The organism is Desulfovibrio sp. TomC (assembly GCF_000801335.2).
Taxonomy (GTDB): Bacteria; Desulfobacterota; Desulfovibrionia; order Desulfovibrionales; family Desulfovibrionaceae; genus Solidesulfovibrio.
Genome location: NZ_JSEH01000001.1, coordinates 71,042 through 92,072, shown reverse-complemented (window position 1 = coordinate 92,072; position 21,031 = coordinate 71,042). Strand labels below are relative to the sequence as shown.

Sequence of the window (21,031 nt, the reverse complement as noted above, 5' to 3'; positions counted from 1 at the left end):
CCTGACGCTGCGCAAACAATCGTCCGGGACCACTGCGGTTGAAATTCCATCCGGCTTAACAGCCAAATAACAACCTATTATTGCAAATAGTTGCTGCTTTTAGGTGGTGCGGCGGGAGCCTTCCAGAAACGCCAGTTCCTCCTCGGCCCAAGCCACGGCCGGACCAGCGATATGGCCTGCGGCCAAGCCGTGTCCGAGCAGTTCCGTAAGCGTCAGCAGCGCGGCCACAGGCAGGGTAAACTCCGCCCGCACTCCGGTTGGCCGCTTGTCCACAAAGACATAGAGCGAGACCTCGCCCAGCCCCTGGCCGGCAAAGGCCTTGGCCGCAGCCAGGGCCGTGCCGCCGGAAGTGAGCACATCGTCGAGCAGCACGACCGGCCGCCCGGCCTCGCCGCCAAACACCTGCCCGGCCAACCCTTTCTCCGAAGCGTCCGGTCGAAAAAGGGCCAGCGGCAGGCCGAATCGAGCTGCAAAGGCCCCGCAAAGGACCGGCGAGAGCAGGCTCGACACGCTGCCAAGGACCAGTCGCCGTTCGCCCAGCCATGTTCCGAACACATCGCCAAGCGCCTTCAGATTGCCCGGGTTGCACACGAAATGGCGCAGCGAGACATAGACATGGCTGACCCGCCCGGATTTGAGCGTGATGGGTCCGGCCGAGACGGTGACCGCCCCGGCCTGCCAGAATCGTTCGGCCAGGGCCGGCCCGGCCGGCGTCACTGGGCTTCCTGCCGGTGGCTGTCGTACAGGGCCAGATACTCCTGCAGCATTTCCGGAATGGGCAGATTGTAGGGGCAGCGCGTGGCGCATTCGCCGCAGTCGACGCACTCGCGCACCGTCTCCATGGTCGCGCCGGCAAAATTCACGGCCTTGGCCGGCGACATCCGCTTGGCCACCACCCGATACATCATGGCGTAGGTGATACGCACGCCCTGGGGACAGGGCTGGCAGTATTCACAACGCCGGCAAAACCGCGACCCCAATTCCTGGCGATAAGCCTCGGTCTTGGCCTCGTCGGCCTCGGTCCAGACAGCCTCGCCGGAAAAGACATCCACGGCCTGATCCACCTGCTCTGCCGTGTCACAGCCGGCCAACACCAGCAGGTCGGACTGCCGACGCAAAAAGCGCAGGGCCAGATCGCCGTCATCGAGCATTCCGCCGGCAAAGGGTTTCATGACCAGAATGCCCATGCCCTGGGCCAGAGCCTCGGGGAACAGTTCGGCGGCCGCTTCGGTCTCAACGATGTTATAGGGAAACTGGATGGTGGCAAAAAGTCCCGTGGCCACGAGCTTGCGGGCCATCTCCAAACTGTGGGAGGTGATGCCGATATGGCGGATTTTCCCCTGCTCCTGGGCCTTTCGCAGGGCGTCCATGGCCCCGCCCGGACCCATCAAGGCGGCAAATTCCTCGGGGTTGGAGACCTGATGCGGCTGGTACAGGTCGATATAGTCGGTTTGAAGGCGCGTCAGGCTCAGTTCCAGCTCTTCCATGGCCTCTTTGGCTCCGCGCATCCCGGTCTTGGTGGCAATGACCACCTTGTCGCGGATGCCGGCAAAGGCCAGCCCCATCTTCTCTTCACTGTCCATGTACCGGTTGGCCGTATCAAAAAAGGTGATGCCCCGATCCACGGCATGGCGCAGCAAGGCGGCTGCCTCGTCGCGCCCCAGACGAATGATGGGGATGCCGCCAAAGCCGATGGCCGAGGTGGCAAGGCCGGTGTTGCCCAGTGTCCGCGTCTGCATTGTCCATCTCCTTTGCCGCACTCAAGCGGCTGTGCGGGCCAGCCATTGTCTGGCCGCAGTCTCCCGTAATTGTCAACAGGGCCTTGAGGCCGACTGCTCCTGCCCCGGCTTCCGGTCCAGAACCGTGGACAGGGCCACCCCGGCCACGCACAGGCCGCCGGCCAGGGCGATGGTGGTCGGCGCGTCCAGAAGACTGGCCGCCGCCCCGGCCAGCAACGACCCGAAGGGGGCCATGCCGACCAGGGTGACGGAATACAGGGCCATGATGCGACCCCGCATGGCGTCCGGACTTCGCAGTTGCAGCATCGTATTGGAGGCGGCGAAGAAAAAGATCAGACAGAATCCCAGGATCATCGACAGAAACGCCGAGAGCCAAAATGTCCGGGAGAAGGCAAACGCCAGCATGACCAGCCCCACGCCCAGGCCGGAAACGATCCGCCATCGGGAAAGGCCTCGACTCTTCTGGCGCAGGGCAAGCAACAGGGCGGCCAGCACACTGCCAACGCCTGTTGCGGCCATGAGAAATCCCAGAGCCTGGGCCCCATGGCCAAGGACCGTGTTGACGACCACCGGCAACAACACCATGTAGGACGAGGCAAAAAGACTCGTGACGACAAGGCTTGCCAGGATCGAGCGTATCGGCCGGTCGTCCCAGGCATAGGCCAACCCCTGGCCGACATGGCCCGAAACCGAGCCGGAGCCGCAGGAGGGTTGGGAAGGCGGCAGGCGCATGGCGGCCAAGGCGGCGATGACGGCCAGATAACTGAGTCCATTGACCAGAAAGCACCAGCCCTCGCCAATGGCGGCCACCAGCACGCCGGCCAGGGCCGGGCCAACCACCCGGGCGCTGTTGAACATGGAGGAATTAAGCGCAATGGCGTTGTGCAGGTCCTCGCGCCCCACCATATCCACCACAAAAGCCTGGCGGGTGGGCATATCCACAGCATTGACCAGACCCAGGAATGTGGCCAGGGAGACGACCAGCCAGACATTGGCGGTTCCAGACAGGGTCAGGGCGGCCAGGGTCAGGGCTTGCAGCATGGCCGCAGCCTGGGCCGCGATGAGAATAGCCCGTTTGTTGCCGCGATCAGCCAGACAGCCGCCGAAGAGTCCGAACAAAAACACCGGGATATGGCTGGCAAATCCTACGAGTCCCAGGGCCATGCTCGATCCGGTCAAGCGGTAGACCAGCCAGGACACGGCCACTGACTGCATCCAGGTGCCGGTCAGGGAGATAAACTGGCCGGTGAAAAAAAGCCGGAAGTTGCGATGGCGAAAAGACCGTAGAAGCAGACTGCCGGGCGGATTCGATAAGATGGGCATTACTGTAAACCGGCGGCAGCCCGATGGGCTGCCGCGGCTGTATGGTTGATTTGTTCCAGCAACCGTGTGGTTAACCGCTTGCCGGGCCGGTCTCCGGGGTAATGGCAAACAGAGCGTGCAGCAGGTTCATGCTGGCCGTGACCCGTTCCACGTCCTGTGGCGCAAGCTTGGCCAGTTTGGCGGCGAAGGAAGCTTTGACCGCTTCCCGGGCCTTGGCCAAAATGCCCAGCCCCGTTTCGGTGAGGTCCAGGCGCACCCGTCGTCGATCCTGGGCATCCGGAGTGCGCACGATAAAGCCGCGAGCGGTCAACGTGTCGACCAGTTTGGACATGGAGGGTAGGGAAACGCCGATATACTCGGCTAAATCCGTGAGATTGGAACCGGGATTGCAGCGCAAAAACGCCAGACTGCGCAGTTCCGGCACGCGAAGATCGGGTGCGCTTTGGCTGCGCATGGTGCGCCGTAAATCCTGCATGACCAGCGGCATGACGTCGAGCAATTCACGAGCGCAGGTGTCGAGGGGATCGGCCATGGCTGTACCCTTCCCGCGATTAGTTAGTTTATGAAACAATAAGCCTGACCCTGGGCTGCGTCAAGGGCATGGCCCGCTTATTGAAACAAGTCAGGCTCCATATGCGCTGCCGGCACCAGCCCAAGCGTCCGACAGACCGTGGCCGCCAGTCGGGTCTGGGCTACGCCGTCGGCTGCAGCCAGAGGCAGGTTGGAAAAAAGCGAACCCGGAACAAACGAGGCGTCCACGCAGTGATCCCCCGACCATTTCTGGCGATTGTCGCTAAAAACCTCTCCCCCGGCGCCGCCAATGGCCGACGTCCAGGCCACACGGTAGGGCGGACGACAGCCAACCACCAGATCCGGAGCCTGCCCGGCCAGCGGCCCATGGTAGAGGGCGGCCTTGTGGTGGACAGCAGCCACTGGCGAATCGCCGGCATCCGTGAGGGCTTCAAGACCGCTGGCAATCTCCCTGGCCAGGGCGTCGGCCTCGTCGGGCGGCACCACGCCCTGTTGCTCCCGGCCGGCAATATTGAGACAGACCGAACCAAACCCCAGGGCAAAGGCCCGGGTAGCTGTCCAGTCCACGTGGCGAAAGAGTTCGCCGCTATCCGCCGGATCGTGGGGCGTAAGCTTCATGTAGCCTTCCCGAACCAGCCAGGCATTGAGATTCAAGGACCGGGTATAGGAGCAAAAGCCGTGGTCCGAGCAGACAAAAAGGGCCGTATCGTCGCCGGCGGCGGCCATGGCCCGGCCGACCATCGCATCCATGCGGACCATGTGCTCATCGATGACCGGCCCCAGACGGGCAGCCTCGGCTGCGTCGTAAAGCGGATGGCTGGGGTCGGCCAGCCGCCAGAAACAGTGCTGGATGCGGTCGGATGTGTCGAACACCACGGACAGCAGCCCTGCCCGGAACCGGCCCAGCTCAAAATCCAGCATGGCCTCGCGCTCGCGCGTCACCTCGTCGCACAAGGCCAAAAAGGCCTCGTCGGTCATGACTCCGTCGGTCAGTCCTTTGGTTTCTTCAGGCATTCCCAGGGTGGAAAACGGTCCGCCGAGGGCACCGGCCAGTTCGGCTGCGTACCCGGCCGGCGCGGCAATAGGCAGATCGGGCCTCGTGGGATCGACCTGCACCGGGCCGAGGTAGAGTTCAAGCGGGCTGAGCCTTCCCAGCCACAGCCGGGTCAGTCCCCGCACCTGCCGGCCCTGGCCGACGTTGAAATCAAGCGTCAGATACGGCGACCAGCCGCCGGGTTCGAGACTGCCTGACTGGCCGCATACGACATAAGACAACCGTCCCTCTGTCCGGGTCAATTCCAGGGGCACAACGGCCGGCGTCTTCCGGCCCGTCACCGGAGTCATGGGACCTTCCACGGACACCACGGCGAAGCCGTCGGTAAAGCGCACCGGCACGAACTTGCCACGCCCTCCCCCGGTTGCCCCTGCGTCCTCGGCGTATTGGACGTAGTTGCCAAGACGGCCCTTGACGTCGGGCGCACCCAGGCCGGCCAGGGTCGTCACCCCGGCAAAGGCCGGCGGATAGGTGACCGGCCAACGTACGGCGGTCACCGGTAGGCCAGCCTTGGCCGCGACCTCAAAAAAAGTTTCACAATTGTATGCCGGCTGGGGCAGGCCGCCCGGGCCGGGTCGGGTGAGCGACAGCCGGGGCAGATAGGTTCCCGGCGCGCGGATAATGAAATCGAAGATGCCGTGTTGGCCGGGATTGGCCCCGGTGGCCAGACAGGTCCAGGCCACCGGGCTCTGGGCCGGATTGGCCGTGGCCAGGGCGGCGAAACAGCCGGTTGCGGCCAGCCGGGCCAGATGGGGCAGCCGGCCGGCGGCCATGAGCCGGCGACACAACACCGGGTCGAGTCCGTCGATGCCAAGGACAAGGGCTTTGGCAGAGGTCTTGGGGCGATTCATGGGCAAAATTCCGTGCGTTGCTGTTGGGAAATGGTCATCTCCCCGCTGTAGCACGAATGGTTCGCCCTGCCCAGACAGGCCGGTCAGGCACGTCCAGTCAGAAAAACAGCGGCTCGCATGGCCGCCGCCTGGGCTTCGGCAAAGGACTCGTCGAGGGGTTTGGGACCAAGGCACACTCCGGCGGCAAAAAGGCCGGGCCGGGGCAGATCCACCGGAAAGAGCACCGGATGGACCGGGGACAAAAATCCCAGGGCATCGGTCGGCACGGCAAACAGGGCTGCCATTGCAGCGACGCCGGCGGCGGCCAGTGGCGTCGCCAGGACAACCCGGTCCGGACGAAGCCGCACCGGCCGCCCAAGCAGGCTGTCTTCGCCGGTCACGGCCAGATCGGTGCCCAACCGCTCTACCCGGGGCGCAGCATCCGGGTCGTAGCGGAAAAAAAGCACGCCGAGGCGTCTGGCCTCGGTATAGATGTCCTCGGCTTCGCCGTAGGCTGTGATGTCGCGATAAAAAACAGCCACCTGGGCATCGGGACGGCTTTTTTTGACGTCCACGGCAGCGCACAGGGCCTGGGAGCAGCACAGCCTGGCGCAGGCGGTGTACCCGCAGGGTTGCCGCGACCCGACGCACTGGATGAAAACCACGGATCGCGGCACTTCGTCCGGTGCGGGATGGGAGCGCCGCCAGTTCTCGAATTCAAGCTGGGTCATGACCCGGGGATCGCGGCCAAGAAGATATTCGTCCGGCCGGATTTCGCTGCCGCCTAGGGCCAAAACGGCTGCGCCAAAGGCCCTGGCGCAAGGGCCTTGGGGCGTGTCAAGGTGCCCGGTCCAGGCCCCCGGCCCTCCGGAGAGGCCGACCAGCCGTGCCTCGGTCAGCACGGTGACACCGGGGTGGTCAAGGACTGCCTGGGCCATGGCGGCAACGGCTTCCCTGGTCTCCTGGCCTTTCCAGATCGTCGGGTGCTTGCGCGGATTGCCGCCCAGACGGTCGGTAGACTCGACCAGGGTCACGGGAATACCACACTGGGCCAGACGCAACCCACAGGCCAGCCCGGCCACCCCGCCGCCGAGCACCAGGGCTGGCGCTGTCGTTGCCTGTGCCTCTTTCGGGCCAAACGCGGTCCACGCCTCACAGGCTGCGGCCGAGCCTTGGACCACGGCCAGGGCCGCCTCGCCCGGACCACGCAGATTGCCGGCCACAAAGACGCCCGGCCGGCTGGTGGCCACGGGTGCAAACGGCTGTGTCGCCACAAAGCCATGCCGTCCGGTCGCCACCCCTGAGGCCTCGAGCATGGCCCGGGTGCTGACCGACAGCCCGACGCCCACGGCCAATACGACCATATCCACGGATTCCCGGCACTCTTGGCCCTGTTCGTCTACAAAGCGATAGTCCACCCCCCGTCCGTCCGGTCCCGGTTCCAGGGTGTGGGGGCGGATGTGACGCAGGGCGACCCCCTCGGATTCTGCCTGATGGAGCGCCTCCTGGGTTCCGGGCACATGGGCGCGCAGATCAATGGCGCAGATAATGCGTCTGGCCTGAGGCATGGCCAGGGCCTGACGCACGGTTACGGCGCAACCGGTGGCGCAGCAGGCCGGCCGATCCAGCGGCTGAAGCATCCGTGAACCAACGCACTGCATAAAGGCGACCGAAAGCGGTGGCTGGCCGTCGGAAGGACGCACAATGCCGCCCTTTCTGGCGAGCATGGCTTCCAAATCGAGACTTGTGACTACGTCCGGTATGACGCCGTGCCCCAGGAAATCGAGGCTTCCCGGATGAAACGGGACGCTGCCCGTGGCCAGGATAAGGCACGAGACCGCAACCTCCTCCCGGTCCTGCACTCCTGGCTGGGCCAGCCCGGCGCGAAACGCCCCGGGCTGGCCGGCAAAAGACTCCAGGCGCTGCCCCAGCCGGACCGTGATGGCCGGATGCTCCTGGACTTCCCTGGTCAGGGCATCAAGCTGGTCTCGGATGGGTTGGCCGGTTTGGGCCAGGATCGCCACGTGGGACAGGCTGCCGCCAAGGCGAGTGCCGGCCTCGACAAGAAGGACGTCTGCGCCGGCCGCAGCCAGATCAAGCGCCGCCCGCAAGCCGGCCATGCCGCTGCCGACCACAAGAATGGGGAGTGGCTGTCGGGAGTCCATCAAAAGCCTCCGTCCAGTTCAGCTTCAAAATGCTGGTGTTGCAGCCGGCTGCGTTCTGTGGCCGCTTCGACCTCGGCTGGCGTCCAGGGCGTCGCAATCATGGTCTCCGCCACAAGCTGCCAGAGGTATTTGACTTCGTAGTTGCAGCGACCAGGGAAAAACCGGGGCAGGCGTTTTTGCAGCTGGTCACGGCAGTTGGCGCAGCCGACCACCACCACATCGGCCCGGCAGGCTTCGAGCTGGGCTACTTTGAACCGGCCATGGGCGGCCGATTCCTTTTCAAAAGGCATGGGCCAGTTGCCGCCGCCGGCGCCGCAGCAGTAGTTGTTGGCCCGATCGGGAGTCATGGCCACAACATTTTGTGCGCCGACACAATGGGCCAGGATGGCGCGTGGCTCATCGTAATAGCCCTTGCCGAAGTGGCGTTCCAGTTCGCGACCGTGTTTGCAGGCGTCATGCCAGACGAAGGTGCGTCCGGCATTGCGGGTAGGATCGAGACGGATGCGGCCCGAATCGATCAGGCCCAGCAGATAGTCGTAGAAATACTGGGAATCGACCTGATGCGACGGATCTTCCAGGGCGCAGGTTTTAAGCCCCATGCGACAGCCGTAGGATCCGCCGCCGCAGTCGGGGATGAGCAGCCGGGCTGCCCCGAGACTGCGCATGAGATCAAGCTTGCGCCGGGCCAGCACCAGGGAGACATCGGGATTGCCGGTGAAAAGCCCCCAGTCCTCGGCTTCCCAGTTGCGCGACGGCACGGTCCAGTGTTCCCGGGCATTATAGAAGATGCGCCACCACCATTTGAGATCGTCGAAATCGCCGAAGACTTCCTTGGAATTGAGAAACACGAGGAGATCGGCTCCGGGCTGGTCCACGGGCACATAAAAGCCAGGACACTCCTCCTCGGCCAATTCACCGCCAATGTCGCTTAAGGTGTCGAGAAAGTCTTCCAGAGGGATAGCCAGGGTGTTGCCGGTTTCCAATACCGATGAAACACCCTTTTCGAGCGTTCCCGGGACTTTGGAACGGGGGACCAGACCGCGCAGCAGGCTGAAGACAGCTGTCAGATCAATACCCATGGGACAGACATGGGAACACCGGCCGCAGCTGGTACAGACCCAGGGAAAGGCCGAGGCCGCCACTTCCGCCTCGCGGCCCATGGCGATAAGGCGCACCGCCACCCGGGGATCAAACCCCTCCATGCCCGGTGTGCCGGGAATGGGACAGCCGCTGGCGCAGGCCCCGCAGCCAAGGCACGACCGGACGTCGAGGGCCTGGAGCCGGTCTCTGAGTTCCGACGAGGCGACGGCGAGTTCCAAAGGCTCCATGGCAGGCGGTCTCCTTAGGTGTGGCGACGCGGGACGGCAAAAGAGTGACACCAGGATCGGGCCGAGCGACCTCTGCTGTCTCCAATGGTTTCGTGAGGAAAGCAGTGTCGACACGGCATATCCAATGCCGAGACATTCGCCGATAGGGCCCCTTAACATACGGGAAACTAAATTAAAATTGACAATTCAGTCCCCTTCAGGCCGGGCACGGGCAATCGGATTGAATTTACGGAAGAAAATGGGGGAAATAAAAATATGCATCCAAGTTGGTTGACTCTGTGCTCCAGTCAGACACGCCCCTGGGCCACTTCGTGACCAGCCATGGCGAGTCTGGGCGACGCCAAGCAAAAAAAGGCGCACCGGGTATCCCGATGCGCCTTGCATTCGTTCCGCAATGTTCCCCAACCGACTACAACATGGTCTGGAGCAAGGCCATGGGCGTGGCCGAAGGCAGTTTGAGCCGCCGCTCGGGCAGGGCCTTTTCCGCCACTCGGGTCAGCCACTGGCGGGAGGTGGAAAGCTGGTCAAAGGTCAACCAGCCGCGTCCGGTCTCGTCGGTGGCCAGGGCATAGCCGGTCAGCTCCACCCAAATGGATTCCTGCTCCCCCAGAGGGAGCACTTCAATTTTGAGTGTCCGGGCGCTGCTGTTGATGGTCACGTTCACCACCTCGCCGAATTCTTTCAAAAAAGGCTTGGCAGCGGACAAAAGCAGCTTGGACAGGGACTTATCCTTGGCCGAAGCAAAGGCGGCACTGACATCAAAAGCCATCGGACATTTACCAGGAAAGGGCCACGGATACGTCGTCCATGCAGGTTTTAAGGCCCTCGCCGCACGGCGGAATGATGTACTGGCCATCGAAACAGGCCAGACAGTACGGCGGTTCCTGGCCGCTCTTGCAATGCACGGCTTCAAGCAGCCCCTCGATGCTCAGGTAATGCAGCGAATCAAGGCCGATGAAACGGGCGATATCGTCCACGGACTGGTGGGCGGCAATGAGTTCCCCTTTGGAGGAGAAATCAATGCCGTAAAAGCAGGGGTAGCGGATGGGCGGACAGGATACGCGCATGTGAATCTCGCGCGCGCCGAGTTCACGCAGACGCTTGACCCGGGTGCGGATGGTGGTGCCTCGCACGATGGAGTCCTCGACAATGAGGATGCGCTTGCCCTTGATCATGCTCTTGACCGGATTGAGCTTCACCCGCACGCTGAAATCGCGCATGTCCTGGGAGGGCTGGATAAAAGTGCGGCCCACATAGTGATTGCGCACCATGCTCATCTCAAAGGGCAGTCCCGAGGCCTGGGAATAGCCTATGGCGGCATAGAACCCGGAGTCCGGGAAGGGCATGACGTAGTCGGCGTCCACAGGCGCTTCACTGGCCAGGATCGAACCCATATGCTTGCGCCGTTCGTAGACCACCTCGCCAAAGACTTCCGAATCGGGCCGGGCAAAATAGACCAGCTCAAAGATACACTGGCGAACAGGCTGTGGATCACAGATACGATAGGACTGGAGCCGGCGGTCCTGGATGACGAGCATCTCGCCCGGAGCCACCGACCGGATGGCCTCGGCCTCCATGAGGTCAAAGGCGCAGGTCTCGGAGGCCAGCACATAGGCGTCGCCCATGCGGCCGAGCATGAGCGGGCGGATGCCATGGGGATCGCGCACCGCAATGATCTTGTCATTGGCCAGAAGCAGGATGGAGTACGCGCCCTTGACCTTGTTGCAGGCCATAATGACGGCTTCTTCCAGGGAATGGCCGTTTAAGTACTTGGCAATAAGATGTACGAACACCTCGGAGTCGATGGTGGTCTGGAAGATAGAGCCGGAGGCTTCCAGTTCCTGACGCAACTCCAAGGTGTTGACCAGGTTGCCGTTGTGGGCAATGGCCAGATGGTAGTCGCCAAAGCGCACCAGAAACGGCTGGCAGTTGCGCAGGAGCGAAGCGCCGGTGGTGGAATAGCGGATGTGCCCCACCGCTACGGTCCCTTTGAGTTCCTTGCCCAGGTGACGTTCGCTAAAAACGTCGGCCACAAGCCCCATGCCGCGCTGTTCGCGGATACGGGTGCCGTCCCAGGTGACGATGCCGGCCGACTCCTGCCCGCGATGCTGCAGGGCGTAGAGTCCGAAGTAGGTCATCCGGGCCGCCTCGGGGTGGCCGTAGATGCCGAACAGTCCGCAATATTCCTTTTTCATGGTGCGTCGCCCGGGGCTAGTTGTCCCCGTAGTACTCCTGAAGGCTTTTGACGGTAAGCCCTGCCCCGTCCATCTCGCGGATGGCCTGGGCCATGGCTTTGGCGCCAGCCGCCGTGGTCGTGTACGGGATGCCGTACAGCAGGGCCGTCTGACGGATGGTCAGGGAATCGCGCACGGTGCGCTTGTCGGAAACGAGATTGATAACGAGGTCGATCTCCCGGTTCTTCATGTGGTCGACCACGTGGGGCCGGCCCTCGAAGACCTTCATGACCGGGGTGACGGCAATGCCCTTCCCTGCCAGATAGGCGGCCGTCCCCTTGGTGGCCATGATGCGAAAGCCCACTTCGCTTAATATCTGGGCGGCGGGAAGCACGTCGTCCTTGGCGTTGTCGGCTACGGAAATGAACACCGTCCCGGACTGGGGCAGGTTCTGGCCCGCGCCGAGCTGGCTTTTCATGAAGGCCAGACCGACCGACTTGTCGATGCCCATGACCTCGCCGGTGGAACGCATTTCCGGTCCGAGCAGCACGTCCACGCCCGGGAAGCGGTTAAACGGGAACACCGATTCCTTGACCGAATAATAGCCGGATTTGCGCTCGGCCCAGGGATTTAAGTCCTTGAGCTTGCCGCCCATGATGACCCTGGTCGCCAGCTTGGCCAGGGGCACGCCCGTGGCCTTGGACACGAAGGGCGAGGTGCGCGAGGCCCGGGGATTGACTTCCAGAATATAGATGTCGCCGTCCTTGACCGCGAACTGGATGTTCATGAGGCCAACGACCTCAAGCTCATTGGCCAGGGCTTCGGTCTGGCGTTCGATCTCTTGAATAAGCGCCGGATCAAGGCTGTGGGGCGGCAACACGCAGGCCGAATCGCCGGAGTGGATGCCGGCCTCTTCGATGTGCTCCATGACGCCGGCCACATAGGTGTCGGCGCCGTCGCACACGGCATCCACATCCACCTCAATGGCGTTGACCAGGAACTTGTCGATGAGGATGGGGTGTTTGCCCGAGGCCACCACGGCCACTTTGAAGTAGTTCTCGAGGTCGGCCCGGTCGTAGACGATCTCCATGGCCCGGCCGCCGAGCACATAGGAGGGGCGCACCACCACGGGATAGCCGATCTTGTCGGCAATGACGGCGGCGTCCTCGACGGTAAAGGCCGTGCCGTTCTCCGGCTGGCGAAGGCCCAACTTTTGCAACATGGCCTGGAAGCGTTCGCGGTTTTCGGCCCGGTCAATGCTGTCCGGGGAGGTGCCAAGGATGCGCACGCCGGCGTTGAGAAGCGGCACCGCCAGATTGAGCGGGGTCTGGCCGCCGAACTGGACGATAATGCCTTCGGGCTTTTCGACCTCGATGATGTTGAGCACATCTTCAAAGGTCAGCGGCTCGAAATACAGGCGGTCGGAGGTGTCATAATCGGTGGACACGGTTTCGGGGTTGGAGTTGACCATGATGGATTCCACGCCCATCTCGCGTAGCGCGTAGGAGGCGTGGCAGCAGCAGTAGTCAAACTCGATGCCCTGGCCGATGCGGTTGGGACCGCCGCCGAGGATGACCACCTTGCGGGCGGCCTTGGGGGCCACTTCGTGGCCGGTTTCGTAGGTCGAATAGTAATACGGCGTGTAGGCCTCAAATTCTGCGGCACAGGTGTCAACCAAGTAATAGGTCGGGTTGATGCCCATGTCCTTGCGCAGCTTGCGGGCCTCAAGACTCGTGGCAAAGCCGAACTGCTCGGCGATCTGCGGATCGGAAAAGCCGTTTTTCTTGGCAGCCAGGAGCAATTCGCGGCATTCGGCGTTGGTCGCGGCGATTTTTTCCCTGGGGAAAACAGCCAGCTGCCCTTCCATGTCCACGATTTCCTTGAGCTGGCGCAGGTACCAGGGATCAATCCAGGTGGCATCGAAGATGTCTTCCAGGGAGACGCCGCAGCGCATGGCCTCGCGCACCTGGAAAAGCCGACGGGAATTGGGCTTGCGCAGATCGGCCAGCACCTGCTCCCGATCGGCCTGACACACGCCGGTCAGATTGGACAGGCCAGTGGCCCCGATTTCCAGGGAGCGCAGGCCTTTTTGCATGGCTTCCTTGAAATTGCGGCCGATGCTCATGGCCTCGCCCACGCTCTTCATGGCCGTGGTGAGATAATCTTCGGAGCCGGGGAACTTTTCGAAGGTGAAACGCGGGATCTTGACCACACAGTAGTCGATGGTCGGCTCGAAGGAGGCCATGGTCTCGCGGGTGATGTCGTTGGGAATTTCGTCAAGGGTATAGCCGACGGCCAGCTTGGCCGCGATCTTGGCGATGGGGAAACCGGTGGCCTTGGAGGCCAGGGCCGAGGAGCGCGACACCCGGGGATTCATCTCGATGATGAACATCTCGCCGTCGGCCGGATTGACGGCAAACTGGACATTGGAACCGCCGGTTTCCACGCCGATCTCGCGCATGATGGCGATGGCAGCATCGCGCATCTGCTGGTATTCGTCGTCAGTGAGCGTCTGGGCCGGGGCCACCGTGATGGAATCGCCGGTGTGCACGCCCATGGGATCGATGTTTTCAATCGAGCAGATAATGACGCAGTTATCGGCCTTGTCGCGCATGACCTCAAGCTCGAATTCCTTCCAGCCGATGACCGAGCGTTCCAGCATGATTTCGCTTTTCATGCTGGCAGCCAGACCGACTGCGGAAATCGATTCCAGGTCTTCCTGGTTGTAGGCCACGCCGCCGCCGGTGCCGCCCAGGGTAAAGGCCGGGCGCACGATGATGGGGAAAGGAATCTTCTTGCCCCACTCGCGCACGTCCTCCATGGTGTGGCAGATACCGCTTTGCGGAATCTTTAAGCCAATGTTCTCCATGGCGTTGCGGAACAGGTCACGGGACTCGGCCTTTTTAATGACGTCCAGGGATGCGCCGACCAGCTCCACGCCGTACTGGGCCAAGACGCCGGATTCGGCCAGGGCCACCGCCGTATTGAGGCCCGTCTGGCCGCCAAGCGTCGGCAAGAGCGCATCAGGCCTTTCCCGGGCGATGATGCGGGCCACGGTCCCCGGCTCAATTGGCTCGATATAGGTACGGTCGGCCAGTCCCGGGTCCGTCATGATGGTGGCGGGGTTGGAATTGACGAGGACCACTTCATAGCCCTCTTCTTTGAGGGCTTTGGCGGCCTGGGACCCGGAATAGTCGAACTCGCAGGCCTGTCCAATGACAATGGGCCCCGAGCCGATGATCATGATTTTTTTAATGTCCGTCCGTTTGGGCATGGGCGTGGGTGTGTTTTTTTAGAGGGTGAAACGATGTAAGCGGAACCGCACAGGGATAAGCCACTTCGGCCCGTTGGGCAAGGGGTTTGCGTCGGGAGCGGCCAGACGCCAATGCGGCCACGGAAAAACCTGGCCGTACGGGACCTCCCCACTTTCTTGACTTCCCGGCCGCCTTGTTTCAAAAAGCCTGTTTCTCCGGCATCGCTCGGATGCCGGTCCAAGCGCAAGGATACTCCATGAGCAGTGATTATAAAAAGACCCTCAAGCTTCCCCAGACCTCTTTTCCCATGAAGGCCAATTTGAAGGAGAAGGAGCCGGAAACCCTCAAATTCTGGGCCGAAAGCGACTTGTATCGCCGCATGGTCGCCGACCGGGAAGGGGCTCCCCGCTACATCCTGCACGACGGCCCTCCCTATGCCAACGGGCATCTGCATATGGGCCATGCGCTTAACAAGATTTTAAAGGACATCATCGTCAAGTCGCGCCATATGGCCGGCTTGCAAGCCCCCTACGTGCCCGGCTGGGACTGCCACGGCCTGCCCATCGAACACAAGGTGTCCCAGGAGCTCAAGGCCAAGGGCAAGACCAATCTGCCGGCCGTCACTGTGCGCCGGCTGTGCCGGGACTATGCGACGAAATTCGTCGATATCCAGCGCAAGGAATTCAAGCGTCTGGGCGTTTTTGGCGACTGGGACGATCCTTACCTGACCATGCGCCCCTCCTACGAAGCGGCAACAGCCATGGCCCTTTGCGATTTCGTGGAGCGCGGTTCGGTCTACCGGGGCAAAAAGCCCATTCACTGGTGCCTGTCCTGCCAGACCGCCCTGGCCGAGGCCGAAGTGGAATACGCCGACGAGACCTCGCCGTCGGTTTTCGTCCGCTTTCCCCTGCCTGACCCCAAAATCAAAGACCTCTTCCCCATGGCCGACCCGGCCAAAACCTATGCCGTCATCTGGACCACCACGCCCTGGACGCTGCCGGACAACATGGCCGTGGCCGTGCATCCGGATTTCGACTACGTCCTGGTGGCGGCCGGGGACAGCCAATATATCCTGGCCCGGGAGCTGGTTGAGAGCGTTAGCGAACTGTTCGGCTGGACCGACGCCGCCATTTTGGCCGAGGCCCCGGGCGCGTCCCTGGAAGGCCTGGCTGCCCGGCACCCCTTCTACGACCGCCCGTCCCCCATCGTCACCGCCGACTATGTCACCCTGGATGCCGGCACCGGGCTTGTCCACACTGCCCCTGGCCACGGCCGCGAGGACTATGACACGGGGTTGCGCAACGGCCTGGAGGTGCTTTCGCCCCTGGACGACTCTGGCCGGTTCCTTGACGTCGTGCCCTATTTCGCCGGTCTTACCGTTTGGGAAGCCAATCCCAAAGTCATCGAGAAGCTCACTGAAGTCGGGCATCTGCTGGCGGCCAAAAAGCTCAAGCACTCCTATCCCCATTGTTGGCGCTGCAAGGAGCCAGTGATTTTTCGGGCCACCACCCAATGGTTTATTTCCATGGATGCCGGCGAGTTGCGCCAGAAGGCCCTGTCTGCCATCGAAAACGATGTGGAATGGATTCCGGCCTGGGGCAAGGAACGCATCCATAATATGATTGCCTTTCGCCCGGACTGGTGCATCTCGCGCCAACGGACCTGGGGCGTGCCGATCCTGGCCCTTCTGTGCGAATCCTGTGATACGGCCTACAACGACGCGGCCTGGATGCGTTCGGTGGCCGAAAAGTTCGCCAGCCATGAGCGCGGCTGCGATTACTGGTTCGAGGCCGATCTGGCCGACATCGTGCCGGCGGGCCTGGCCTGCCCCCACTGCGGCGGCAGCCACTTCCGCAAGGAAACCGACATCCTCGACGTCTGGTTCGATTCCGGCACAAGTTTTGCCGCCGTGTTGGAAAAGCGCCCGGAGCTGGGCTTTCCGGCCGACATGTATCTCGAAGGCTCGGATCAGCACCGGGGCTGGTTTCACAGCTCCCTGCTTGCGGCCATGGGCACGCGGGGACAGGCCCCCTACCGTCAGGTCCTCACCCACGGCTACGTGGTGGACGGCGACGGCCGCAAGATGTCCAAGTCCCTTGGCAACGGCATGGAACCGCAGGAGATCATCGACAAGCATGGGGCCGAGATCCTTCGCCTGTGGACGTCGGCGGTCGATTACCGCGACGATATCCGCATTTCCGACGAAATCCTGGCCCGTCTGGTCGAAGCCTATCGCCGCATCCGCAACACCTGCCGCTTCATTCTCGGCAATCTGTCCGACTTCGACCCGGCAACCCATGACGTCGCGCCCGAGGCCATGCTGCCGCTCGACCGCTTTGCCCTGGACAGCGCGGCCCGGGGCCATGTCCGCATGGCCGAAGCCTATGGGCTCTACGAGTTTCACAAGGTCTTCCATACGCTGCACAACCAGTGCGTCACGGATTTGTCCGCCTTTTATCTCGACATCTTAAAGGACCGCCTCTACGTTTCGGCGACCGACTCGCTGGAGCGGCGTTCGGCCCAGTCGGCCCTGTGGCGTATTTTGCTGCTGCTGTTGCGGGATATGGCCCCTATTTTGTCGTTTACCGCCGAAGAGGTGTTTCGTCACACCCCGACGTGCCAGCGCGGCGAGGGCGATTCGGTCTTCACCCTGGCTCCTGTCGATGTTGCTCCCTGGCTCCTGGACGATGCCACCCGGGAGCGCCTGGAGCTGGTCCTGGCCCTGCGCGGCGAGGTCACCCGGGCCATCGAACCCCGGCGCAAGGCCGGCGAGGTGGGCCATTCCCTGGAGACGGCCGTGGTTCTGTACCTGCCCGACGAAATGCTTGAGGCCGTCTCAAGCCTGGGCATGGATCTGCGCGAAGTGTTTATCGTGTCCCAGGCGACGCTTGAGGCGGCTGCGGCCGCGCCGGCCGACGCTGTGGCCTGCGAAACCATTGCCAAGGCCTTTGTCGGTGTGTCCCGGGCTGTTGGCGAGAAGTGCGCCCGCTGCTGGGTGTACTATGAGGAAATGGCCGGACCAGAGTCCCCTGACCTGTGTCCGCGTTGCGCCGCGGTTTTGGCCGCAGAGGGTATGTAGACCATGCGTTTGAGCTACAAACTGGCGCTGCCTGTGGCCGTCGCCGTCATCTTGCTCGATCAGATCACCAAGCTCTGGATACAAAACCATCTGGTGCTTTACACCACCAGAACGGTCATTCCGGGCTTTTTTAACATCGTCCATGTGCTCAATCGCGGCGCAGCCTTCGGCTTCCTCAACCGCTCGGACATCCAGTGGCAGACCTACTTCTTTTTCGCGGCAACAGCCCTGGCCGTCCTGATCATCATGCATCTGCTGCGCATGGCCCGCGACGGCGACAAGCTGCTTATCATCGGGCTCGGACTTATCCTCGGCGGGGCCATAGGCAACCTTATTGATCGTATAAAGACCGGCGAAGTGGTCGATTTTCTAGATTTTTACTGGAAGAGCTACCACTGGCCGGCCTTTAATGTGGCCGACATTGCCATATTCCTGGGGTCGCTTGGGCTACTGGTTGCCTTTTACCATTTGCGCCGCCCTATGGCCGGCTCCTAACCTTCTGAGGATGCACATGATTCTGCCTGAACTGCCAGCCATGACGCCCGGCCAGATCGCCCTTTTCTTCGGACTTTTGGCCCTGCCTATCCTTCCCAATTTCATTGCAATATGGCACAGCTTCCACAGGGAATTTCCATCCCACCTGGAGAAGATGTTCTGGTTCCTCCTGGCCATTTTCGTGCCCGTGCTGGGAGGGGTTGTTTATTTTATCTGGGGACGCAAGCGAGGTCGCAAGCTGTCATGAAGCCCTGTCACGCAAAAAAAACGGTGCTGGCCGCCGCCCTGATCGCTGCCCTGACCGGCGGGTGCGCACCGGCTCCCAAGGCCCCGTCGCCGCTCAATACCCCGGCCGATATGTGGGCCGAACTGGAAAACGCCAAGGGTGAAACCCGTCGTTTAAACGCCAAAGTCGAGGAACTGACCCAGCAGGTCGAGCGCAACCGCCAGGACCCGGAACTGGCCGGCCGCGTTGCCCGCCTGGAGGGTCAGGTGAGCCGCATGGCCTCCCAATTGGCCATTGATATCGATTCTGCCGGAGCCAATGCCGCCCCGGCTGCCCAGCCCGGCTATGGCGCTGCGGCCACGCCGCCCCGGACCGCCTATGGGGTTCAAGCGCCCCAAGCTGCCGCCGTCGCTGCGCAGCCCGGTTATGGCGCAGCTCCCCAGGCCGGGTACGGCGCACCGGCCTATGGCCAGCCGCAAGCCGGCTATGGCGGCCAAGCTGCCCAGGCTGGCGGCGACGATGCAGACGAACCCATTCCGCCGTATAATCCTTCTGGCTATGCCGCAGCCCCTCAGGCGACGGCCCAGGTCCCGCCGCCGGCCCCAAGCGGCGCTGTCGCCCCGCCGGCGGTGTCGGAAGCGCAAAGTCCGGCCGATGCGGTCTATGCCAAGGGCCTCACCAGTTTCAATGCCCATCAGTACCAGCAGGCATTGGGAATTTTTCAGGAGTTCGTCCGCAATTTCAAGACCAGCCCGCTGATGCCCAATGCCTTGTTCTGGACCGGCGAGTGCTATTTCCAGGTTGGGGATTTCGCCAATGCCGCCCTGTCTTATCAGGAAGTCATCGAGAAATATCCCAAGAGCGCCAAACACGCCGACGCCCTGTTCAAACGCGGTGTGGCCTTCTCCAAGCTCGGCAATGCCGGCGCGGCCAAGTTGTCGTTTAAAGAAGTCATCGACAAATACCCGGATTCCGCTTTTGCTGCCCGGGCCAAAACCATGATGCCCAAGTAGCGCCGGCCAGGAGCGACCAATTTCATGGATACGACACAAGACAAGCAATATCGTAAAGTAGTCTATCTGACCTTTCCTCCAGAAGCCTCGGGCAAACCGCTCGTCTGCGATCTGGCCCGGTTGCACGGTCTGGGGTTCAGCATTCTGCGCGCCCAGATCACGCCGCGCCAGGAAGGACAGATGACTATCGAGATCACTGGTTCCAGGGATGCCTACCAGCACGGCGTCGACTATCTCAAGGAACAAGGCATCGGGGTGGCTCCGGTGGCCCAGCGTATCTCCCGCGACGAGGACAGCTGTATCCATTGCGGCATGTGCACAGCCCTTTGCCCGACCAAAGCCCTGTCGCTGAACATCGAAACCCGACTGGTGGAGTTTGATAGTGAGACCTGCTCGGCTTGCGGTATGTGCACCAAGGTCTGTCCGGTGAAGGCCATGGAGATGTTGCTCGAAAACGGCGTCATGTAACAGCGAGGTGTCTGCCGTGGATGAAAAACGCTCCTACATGCGTATCCCAACGCGTCTTCGCGGCCATCTGCGACTTTTGCCAGACACCGAAGAAGTTCCGCTCTACCGTGATTCGCCGCCCATGGGATCGACGATTTGCAGTGTGGACCCGCGCGACACCGGCATGAGCGAGCCGCTGTACGCAATGCTCAGTACCATCAATTCCAAGCTCGACATGCTGCTGTCCATACAAAATCGTGATCTGCTTGAGGCGGATTTTCCTGTCAGCATGGATATCGTGGAGATAAGCGGAGCCGGGGTACGGTTTTCGACCCCGGAGGCGCTTCCCCTGGATCAACCCGTTGAAGTCGTTATTGTGCTGTCACGCTTTCCCATGCGCCTTTCCGGAGCCATGGGGCGGATCATCCGTTGCGACGACGTGGACGGTAAAGCCATTTACGCCCTTGATTTCACGCGCATCCGGGAACGCGACCTGGAAAGCATTGTGCAATTCGTCTTTCAAAGCCAGCGGGACGATCTTCGCGGAAAAAAATGGGATTGATGCCATATGGTCAATGACGATGAATTGCTCGACCGTCTGCTGGAAAAAATCGTCCAGGAAGTGGTGCCGGATCTGCGGGAAAGTATCGGAGCCACCATTGAACGGGAAGTGGCCCGGACACTCTCCCGGGCGCTTCTGGAAAGCGAATTTCACAAGCGCTTAAATGATGAAATGCGCACCGGTCTGCAGGATATCTACAAAGAAATCGTGCAGGCGGCCAAGCACGACAACGAACCCAGCGCCGGCGACAGGCAGCAGGCTGACCAGCTCTTTCAGGAAGCCGCCCAGCAGCTCGACAATATCTTGCAGACCACGGAATCCGCCACGACCGAGATCATGGATATCGTTGAAAAGCACATGGACCTGCAAGCTGACTCGGCTGCCGTGCTGGCCGGGCTCCCCGGCGGCTATGCCGGACCCAAGGACGTGGCCAAGCTGCAGGCGGCCAATGACGCCCTGGGCGAAGACTTGATGCGCATCATGACCACGCTCAGTTTTCAGGATTTGACCGGCCAACGCATCAAACGCATCATTTCCGCCATCAAAAAGGTCGAACAGATCGTCCTGGAACTCTATCTCTCCACCGGGCTGCAGATCCGGGCTCAAGCCGAAGCGCCCGATCGCGACATTGAAGACCTCAAGGCCGAAGCCAAGCAGAAGGTGACCGAGCTTAAGGGGCCGCAAATGGACACCCAGCAAGGCTCGGTGGATGATCTGCTGGCCCAACTCGGTCTGTAACGCCAGCGTCCTTCGACCTGACCGCGCCTGTTCAAGGGCGCGCTGCCGTGGCCTCCCGCAGCAGCGCGCCCTT

At 62.2% G+C, this 21,031-nt stretch carries 17 protein-coding genes; 7 read left to right on the top strand and 10 right to left on the bottom strand.

Features of this window, described 5'->3' with window-relative positions:
* Nucleotides 1–99 precede the first annotated feature (99 nt).
* The 10 genes from NY78_RS00500 to carB all read right to left on the bottom strand — a co-directional run bounded on the left by NY78_RS00500 (nt 100) and on the right by carB (nt 14,418).
* On the bottom strand, nt 100–717 hold the full coding sequence (locus NY78_RS00500; protein ID WP_043630442.1) for a phosphoribosyltransferase family protein: 618 nt from the start codon (nt 715–717) through the stop codon (nt 100–102).
* Nucleotides 714–1,739, bottom strand: a complete 1,026-nt coding sequence (locus NY78_RS00495) for an aldo/keto reductase (RefSeq protein ID WP_043630440.1) — start codon at nt 1,737–1,739, stop codon at nt 714–716. The genes NY78_RS00500 and NY78_RS00495 overlap by 4 nt, the downstream gene beginning before the upstream one ends.
* A gap of 72 nt (nt 1,740–1,811) precedes the next feature.
* Entirely contained in the window at nt 1,812–3,062 is a 1,251-nt protein-coding gene (locus tag NY78_RS00490; protein ID WP_043630439.1) for an MFS transporter, read from the bottom strand.
* A 70-nt stretch (nt 3,063–3,132) separates the two neighbouring features.
* On the bottom strand, nt 3,133–3,594 hold the full coding sequence (locus NY78_RS00485) for a MarR family winged helix-turn-helix transcriptional regulator (protein ID WP_043630437.1): 462 nt from the start codon (nt 3,592–3,594) through the stop codon (nt 3,133–3,135).
* A gap of 77 nt (nt 3,595–3,671) precedes the next feature.
* Nucleotides 3,672–5,498, bottom strand: a complete 1,827-nt coding sequence (locus tag NY78_RS00480) for an alkaline phosphatase family protein (protein ID WP_043630436.1) — start codon at nt 5,496–5,498, stop codon at nt 3,672–3,674.
* A gap of 83 nt (nt 5,499–5,581) precedes the next feature.
* Nucleotides 5,582–7,642 carry an FAD-dependent oxidoreductase gene (locus NY78_RS00475; protein WP_043630434.1) on the bottom strand — a complete coding sequence of 687 codons (2,061 nt, stop codon included), beginning with the start codon at nt 7,640–7,642 and terminating at the stop codon, nt 5,582–5,584.
* Nucleotides 7,642–8,970, bottom strand: a complete 1,329-nt coding sequence (locus tag NY78_RS00470) for a (Fe-S)-binding protein (protein ID WP_047959957.1) — start codon at nt 8,968–8,970, stop codon at nt 7,642–7,644. The genes NY78_RS00475 and NY78_RS00470 overlap by 1 nt, the downstream gene beginning before the upstream one ends.
* 409 nt (nt 8,971–9,379) lie before the next feature.
* Nucleotides 9,380–9,739, bottom strand: coding sequence for a hypothetical protein (locus tag NY78_RS00465; protein ID WP_043630432.1), 360 nt, complete (start codon nt 9,737–9,739; stop codon nt 9,380–9,382).
* 7 nt (nt 9,740–9,746) lie between these two features.
* Nucleotides 9,747–11,165, bottom strand: coding sequence for an amidophosphoribosyltransferase (purF, locus tag NY78_RS00460; protein ID WP_043630430.1), 1,419 nt, complete (start codon nt 11,163–11,165; stop codon nt 9,747–9,749).
* A gap of 16 nt (nt 11,166–11,181) precedes the next feature.
* The gene (carB, locus tag NY78_RS00455; RefSeq protein ID WP_043630428.1) at nt 11,182–14,418 is read right to left on the bottom strand and encodes a carbamoyl-phosphate synthase large subunit; all 3,237 of its coding nucleotides are present in this window, start codon (nt 14,416–14,418) and stop codon (nt 11,182–11,184) included.
* Between the two features lie 236 nt (nt 14,419–14,654).
* On the opposite strand from carB, the gene ileS reads away from it, so the two are divergent.
* Genes ileS through NY78_RS00420 form a run of 7 tightly spaced genes read left to right on the top strand, consistent with a single transcriptional unit; the run spans nt 14,655 to nt 20,958 of the window.
* Nucleotides 14,655–17,477 carry an isoleucine--tRNA ligase gene (ileS, locus tag NY78_RS00450; RefSeq protein WP_043630427.1) on the top strand — a complete coding sequence of 941 codons (2,823 nt, stop codon included), beginning with the start codon at nt 14,655–14,657 and terminating at the stop codon, nt 17,475–17,477.
* A 3-nt stretch (nt 17,478–17,480) separates the two neighbouring features.
* Nucleotides 17,481–17,972, top strand: coding sequence for a signal peptidase II (gene lspA / locus NY78_RS00445; protein WP_043630425.1), 492 nt, complete (start codon nt 17,481–17,483; stop codon nt 17,970–17,972).
* Between the two features lie 16 nt (nt 17,973–17,988).
* The gene (locus NY78_RS00440; protein WP_043630423.1) at nt 17,989–18,219 is read left to right on the top strand and encodes a PLDc N-terminal domain-containing protein; all 231 of its coding nucleotides are present in this window, start codon (nt 17,989–17,991) and stop codon (nt 18,217–18,219) included.
* The gene (ybgF, locus tag NY78_RS00435; RefSeq protein WP_043630422.1) at nt 18,216–19,211 is read left to right on the top strand and encodes a tol-pal system protein YbgF; all 996 of its coding nucleotides are present in this window, start codon (nt 18,216–18,218) and stop codon (nt 19,209–19,211) included. The genes NY78_RS00440 and ybgF overlap by 4 nt, the downstream gene beginning before the upstream one ends.
* Before the next feature lie 24 nt (nt 19,212–19,235).
* Nucleotides 19,236–19,679 (top strand): NIL domain-containing protein, encoded by a 444-nt coding sequence (locus NY78_RS00430; RefSeq protein WP_043630421.1) that lies wholly within the window; start codon nt 19,236–19,238, stop codon nt 19,677–19,679.
* A 16-nt stretch (nt 19,680–19,695) separates the two neighbouring features.
* The gene (locus tag NY78_RS00425) at nt 19,696–20,220 is read left to right on the top strand and encodes a PilZ domain-containing protein (protein WP_043630827.1); all 525 of its coding nucleotides are present in this window, start codon (nt 19,696–19,698) and stop codon (nt 20,218–20,220) included.
* A 6-nt stretch (nt 20,221–20,226) separates the two neighbouring features.
* Entirely contained in the window at nt 20,227–20,958 is a 732-nt protein-coding gene (locus NY78_RS00420; RefSeq protein WP_043630419.1) for a protein phosphatase CheZ, read from the top strand.
* Nucleotides 20,959–21,031: the final 73 nt, after the last annotated feature.

Coding starts and splice junctions, on each gene's coding strand:
- NY78_RS00490 (WP_043630439.1), bottom strand. CDS start 3,062: ATGCCCATCTTATCGAATCCGCCCGGCAGTCTGCTTCTACGGTCTTTT.
- NY78_RS00495 (WP_043630440.1), bottom strand. CDS start 1,739: ATGCAGACGCGGACACTGGGCAACACCGGCCTTGCCACCTCGGCCATC.
- NY78_RS00480 (WP_043630436.1), bottom strand. CDS start 5,498: ATGAATCGCCCCAAGACCTCTGCCAAAGCCCTTGTCCTTGGCATCGAC.
- NY78_RS00485 (WP_043630437.1), bottom strand. CDS start 3,594: ATGGCCGATCCCCTCGACACCTGCGCTCGTGAATTGCTCGACGTCATG.
- NY78_RS00475 (WP_043630434.1), bottom strand. CDS start 7,642: ATGGACTCCCGACAGCCACTCCCCATTCTTGTGGTCGGCAGCGGCATG.
- ybgF (WP_043630422.1), top strand. CDS start 18,216: ATGAAGCCCTGTCACGCAAAAAAAACGGTGCTGGCCGCCGCCCTGATC.
- lspA (WP_043630425.1), top strand. CDS start 17,481: ATGCGTTTGAGCTACAAACTGGCGCTGCCTGTGGCCGTCGCCGTCATC.
- NY78_RS00430 (WP_043630421.1), top strand. CDS start 19,236: ATGGATACGACACAAGACAAGCAATATCGTAAAGTAGTCTATCTGACC.
- NY78_RS00470 (WP_047959957.1), bottom strand. CDS start 8,970: ATGGAGCCTTTGGAACTCGCCGTCGCCTCGTCGGAACTCAGAGACCGG.
- NY78_RS00465 (WP_043630432.1), bottom strand. CDS start 9,739: ATGGCTTTTGATGTCAGTGCCGCCTTTGCTTCGGCCAAGGATAAGTCC.
- ileS (WP_043630427.1), top strand. CDS start 14,655: ATGAGCAGTGATTATAAAAAGACCCTCAAGCTTCCCCAGACCTCTTTT.
- NY78_RS00420 (WP_043630419.1), top strand. CDS start 20,227: ATGGTCAATGACGATGAATTGCTCGACCGTCTGCTGGAAAAAATCGTC.
- carB (WP_043630428.1), bottom strand. CDS start 14,418: ATGCCCAAACGGACGGACATTAAAAAAATCATGATCATCGGCTCGGGG.
- NY78_RS00440 (WP_043630423.1), top strand. CDS start 17,989: ATGATTCTGCCTGAACTGCCAGCCATGACGCCCGGCCAGATCGCCCTT.
- purF (WP_043630430.1), bottom strand. CDS start 11,165: ATGAAAAAGGAATATTGCGGACTGTTCGGCATCTACGGCCACCCCGAG.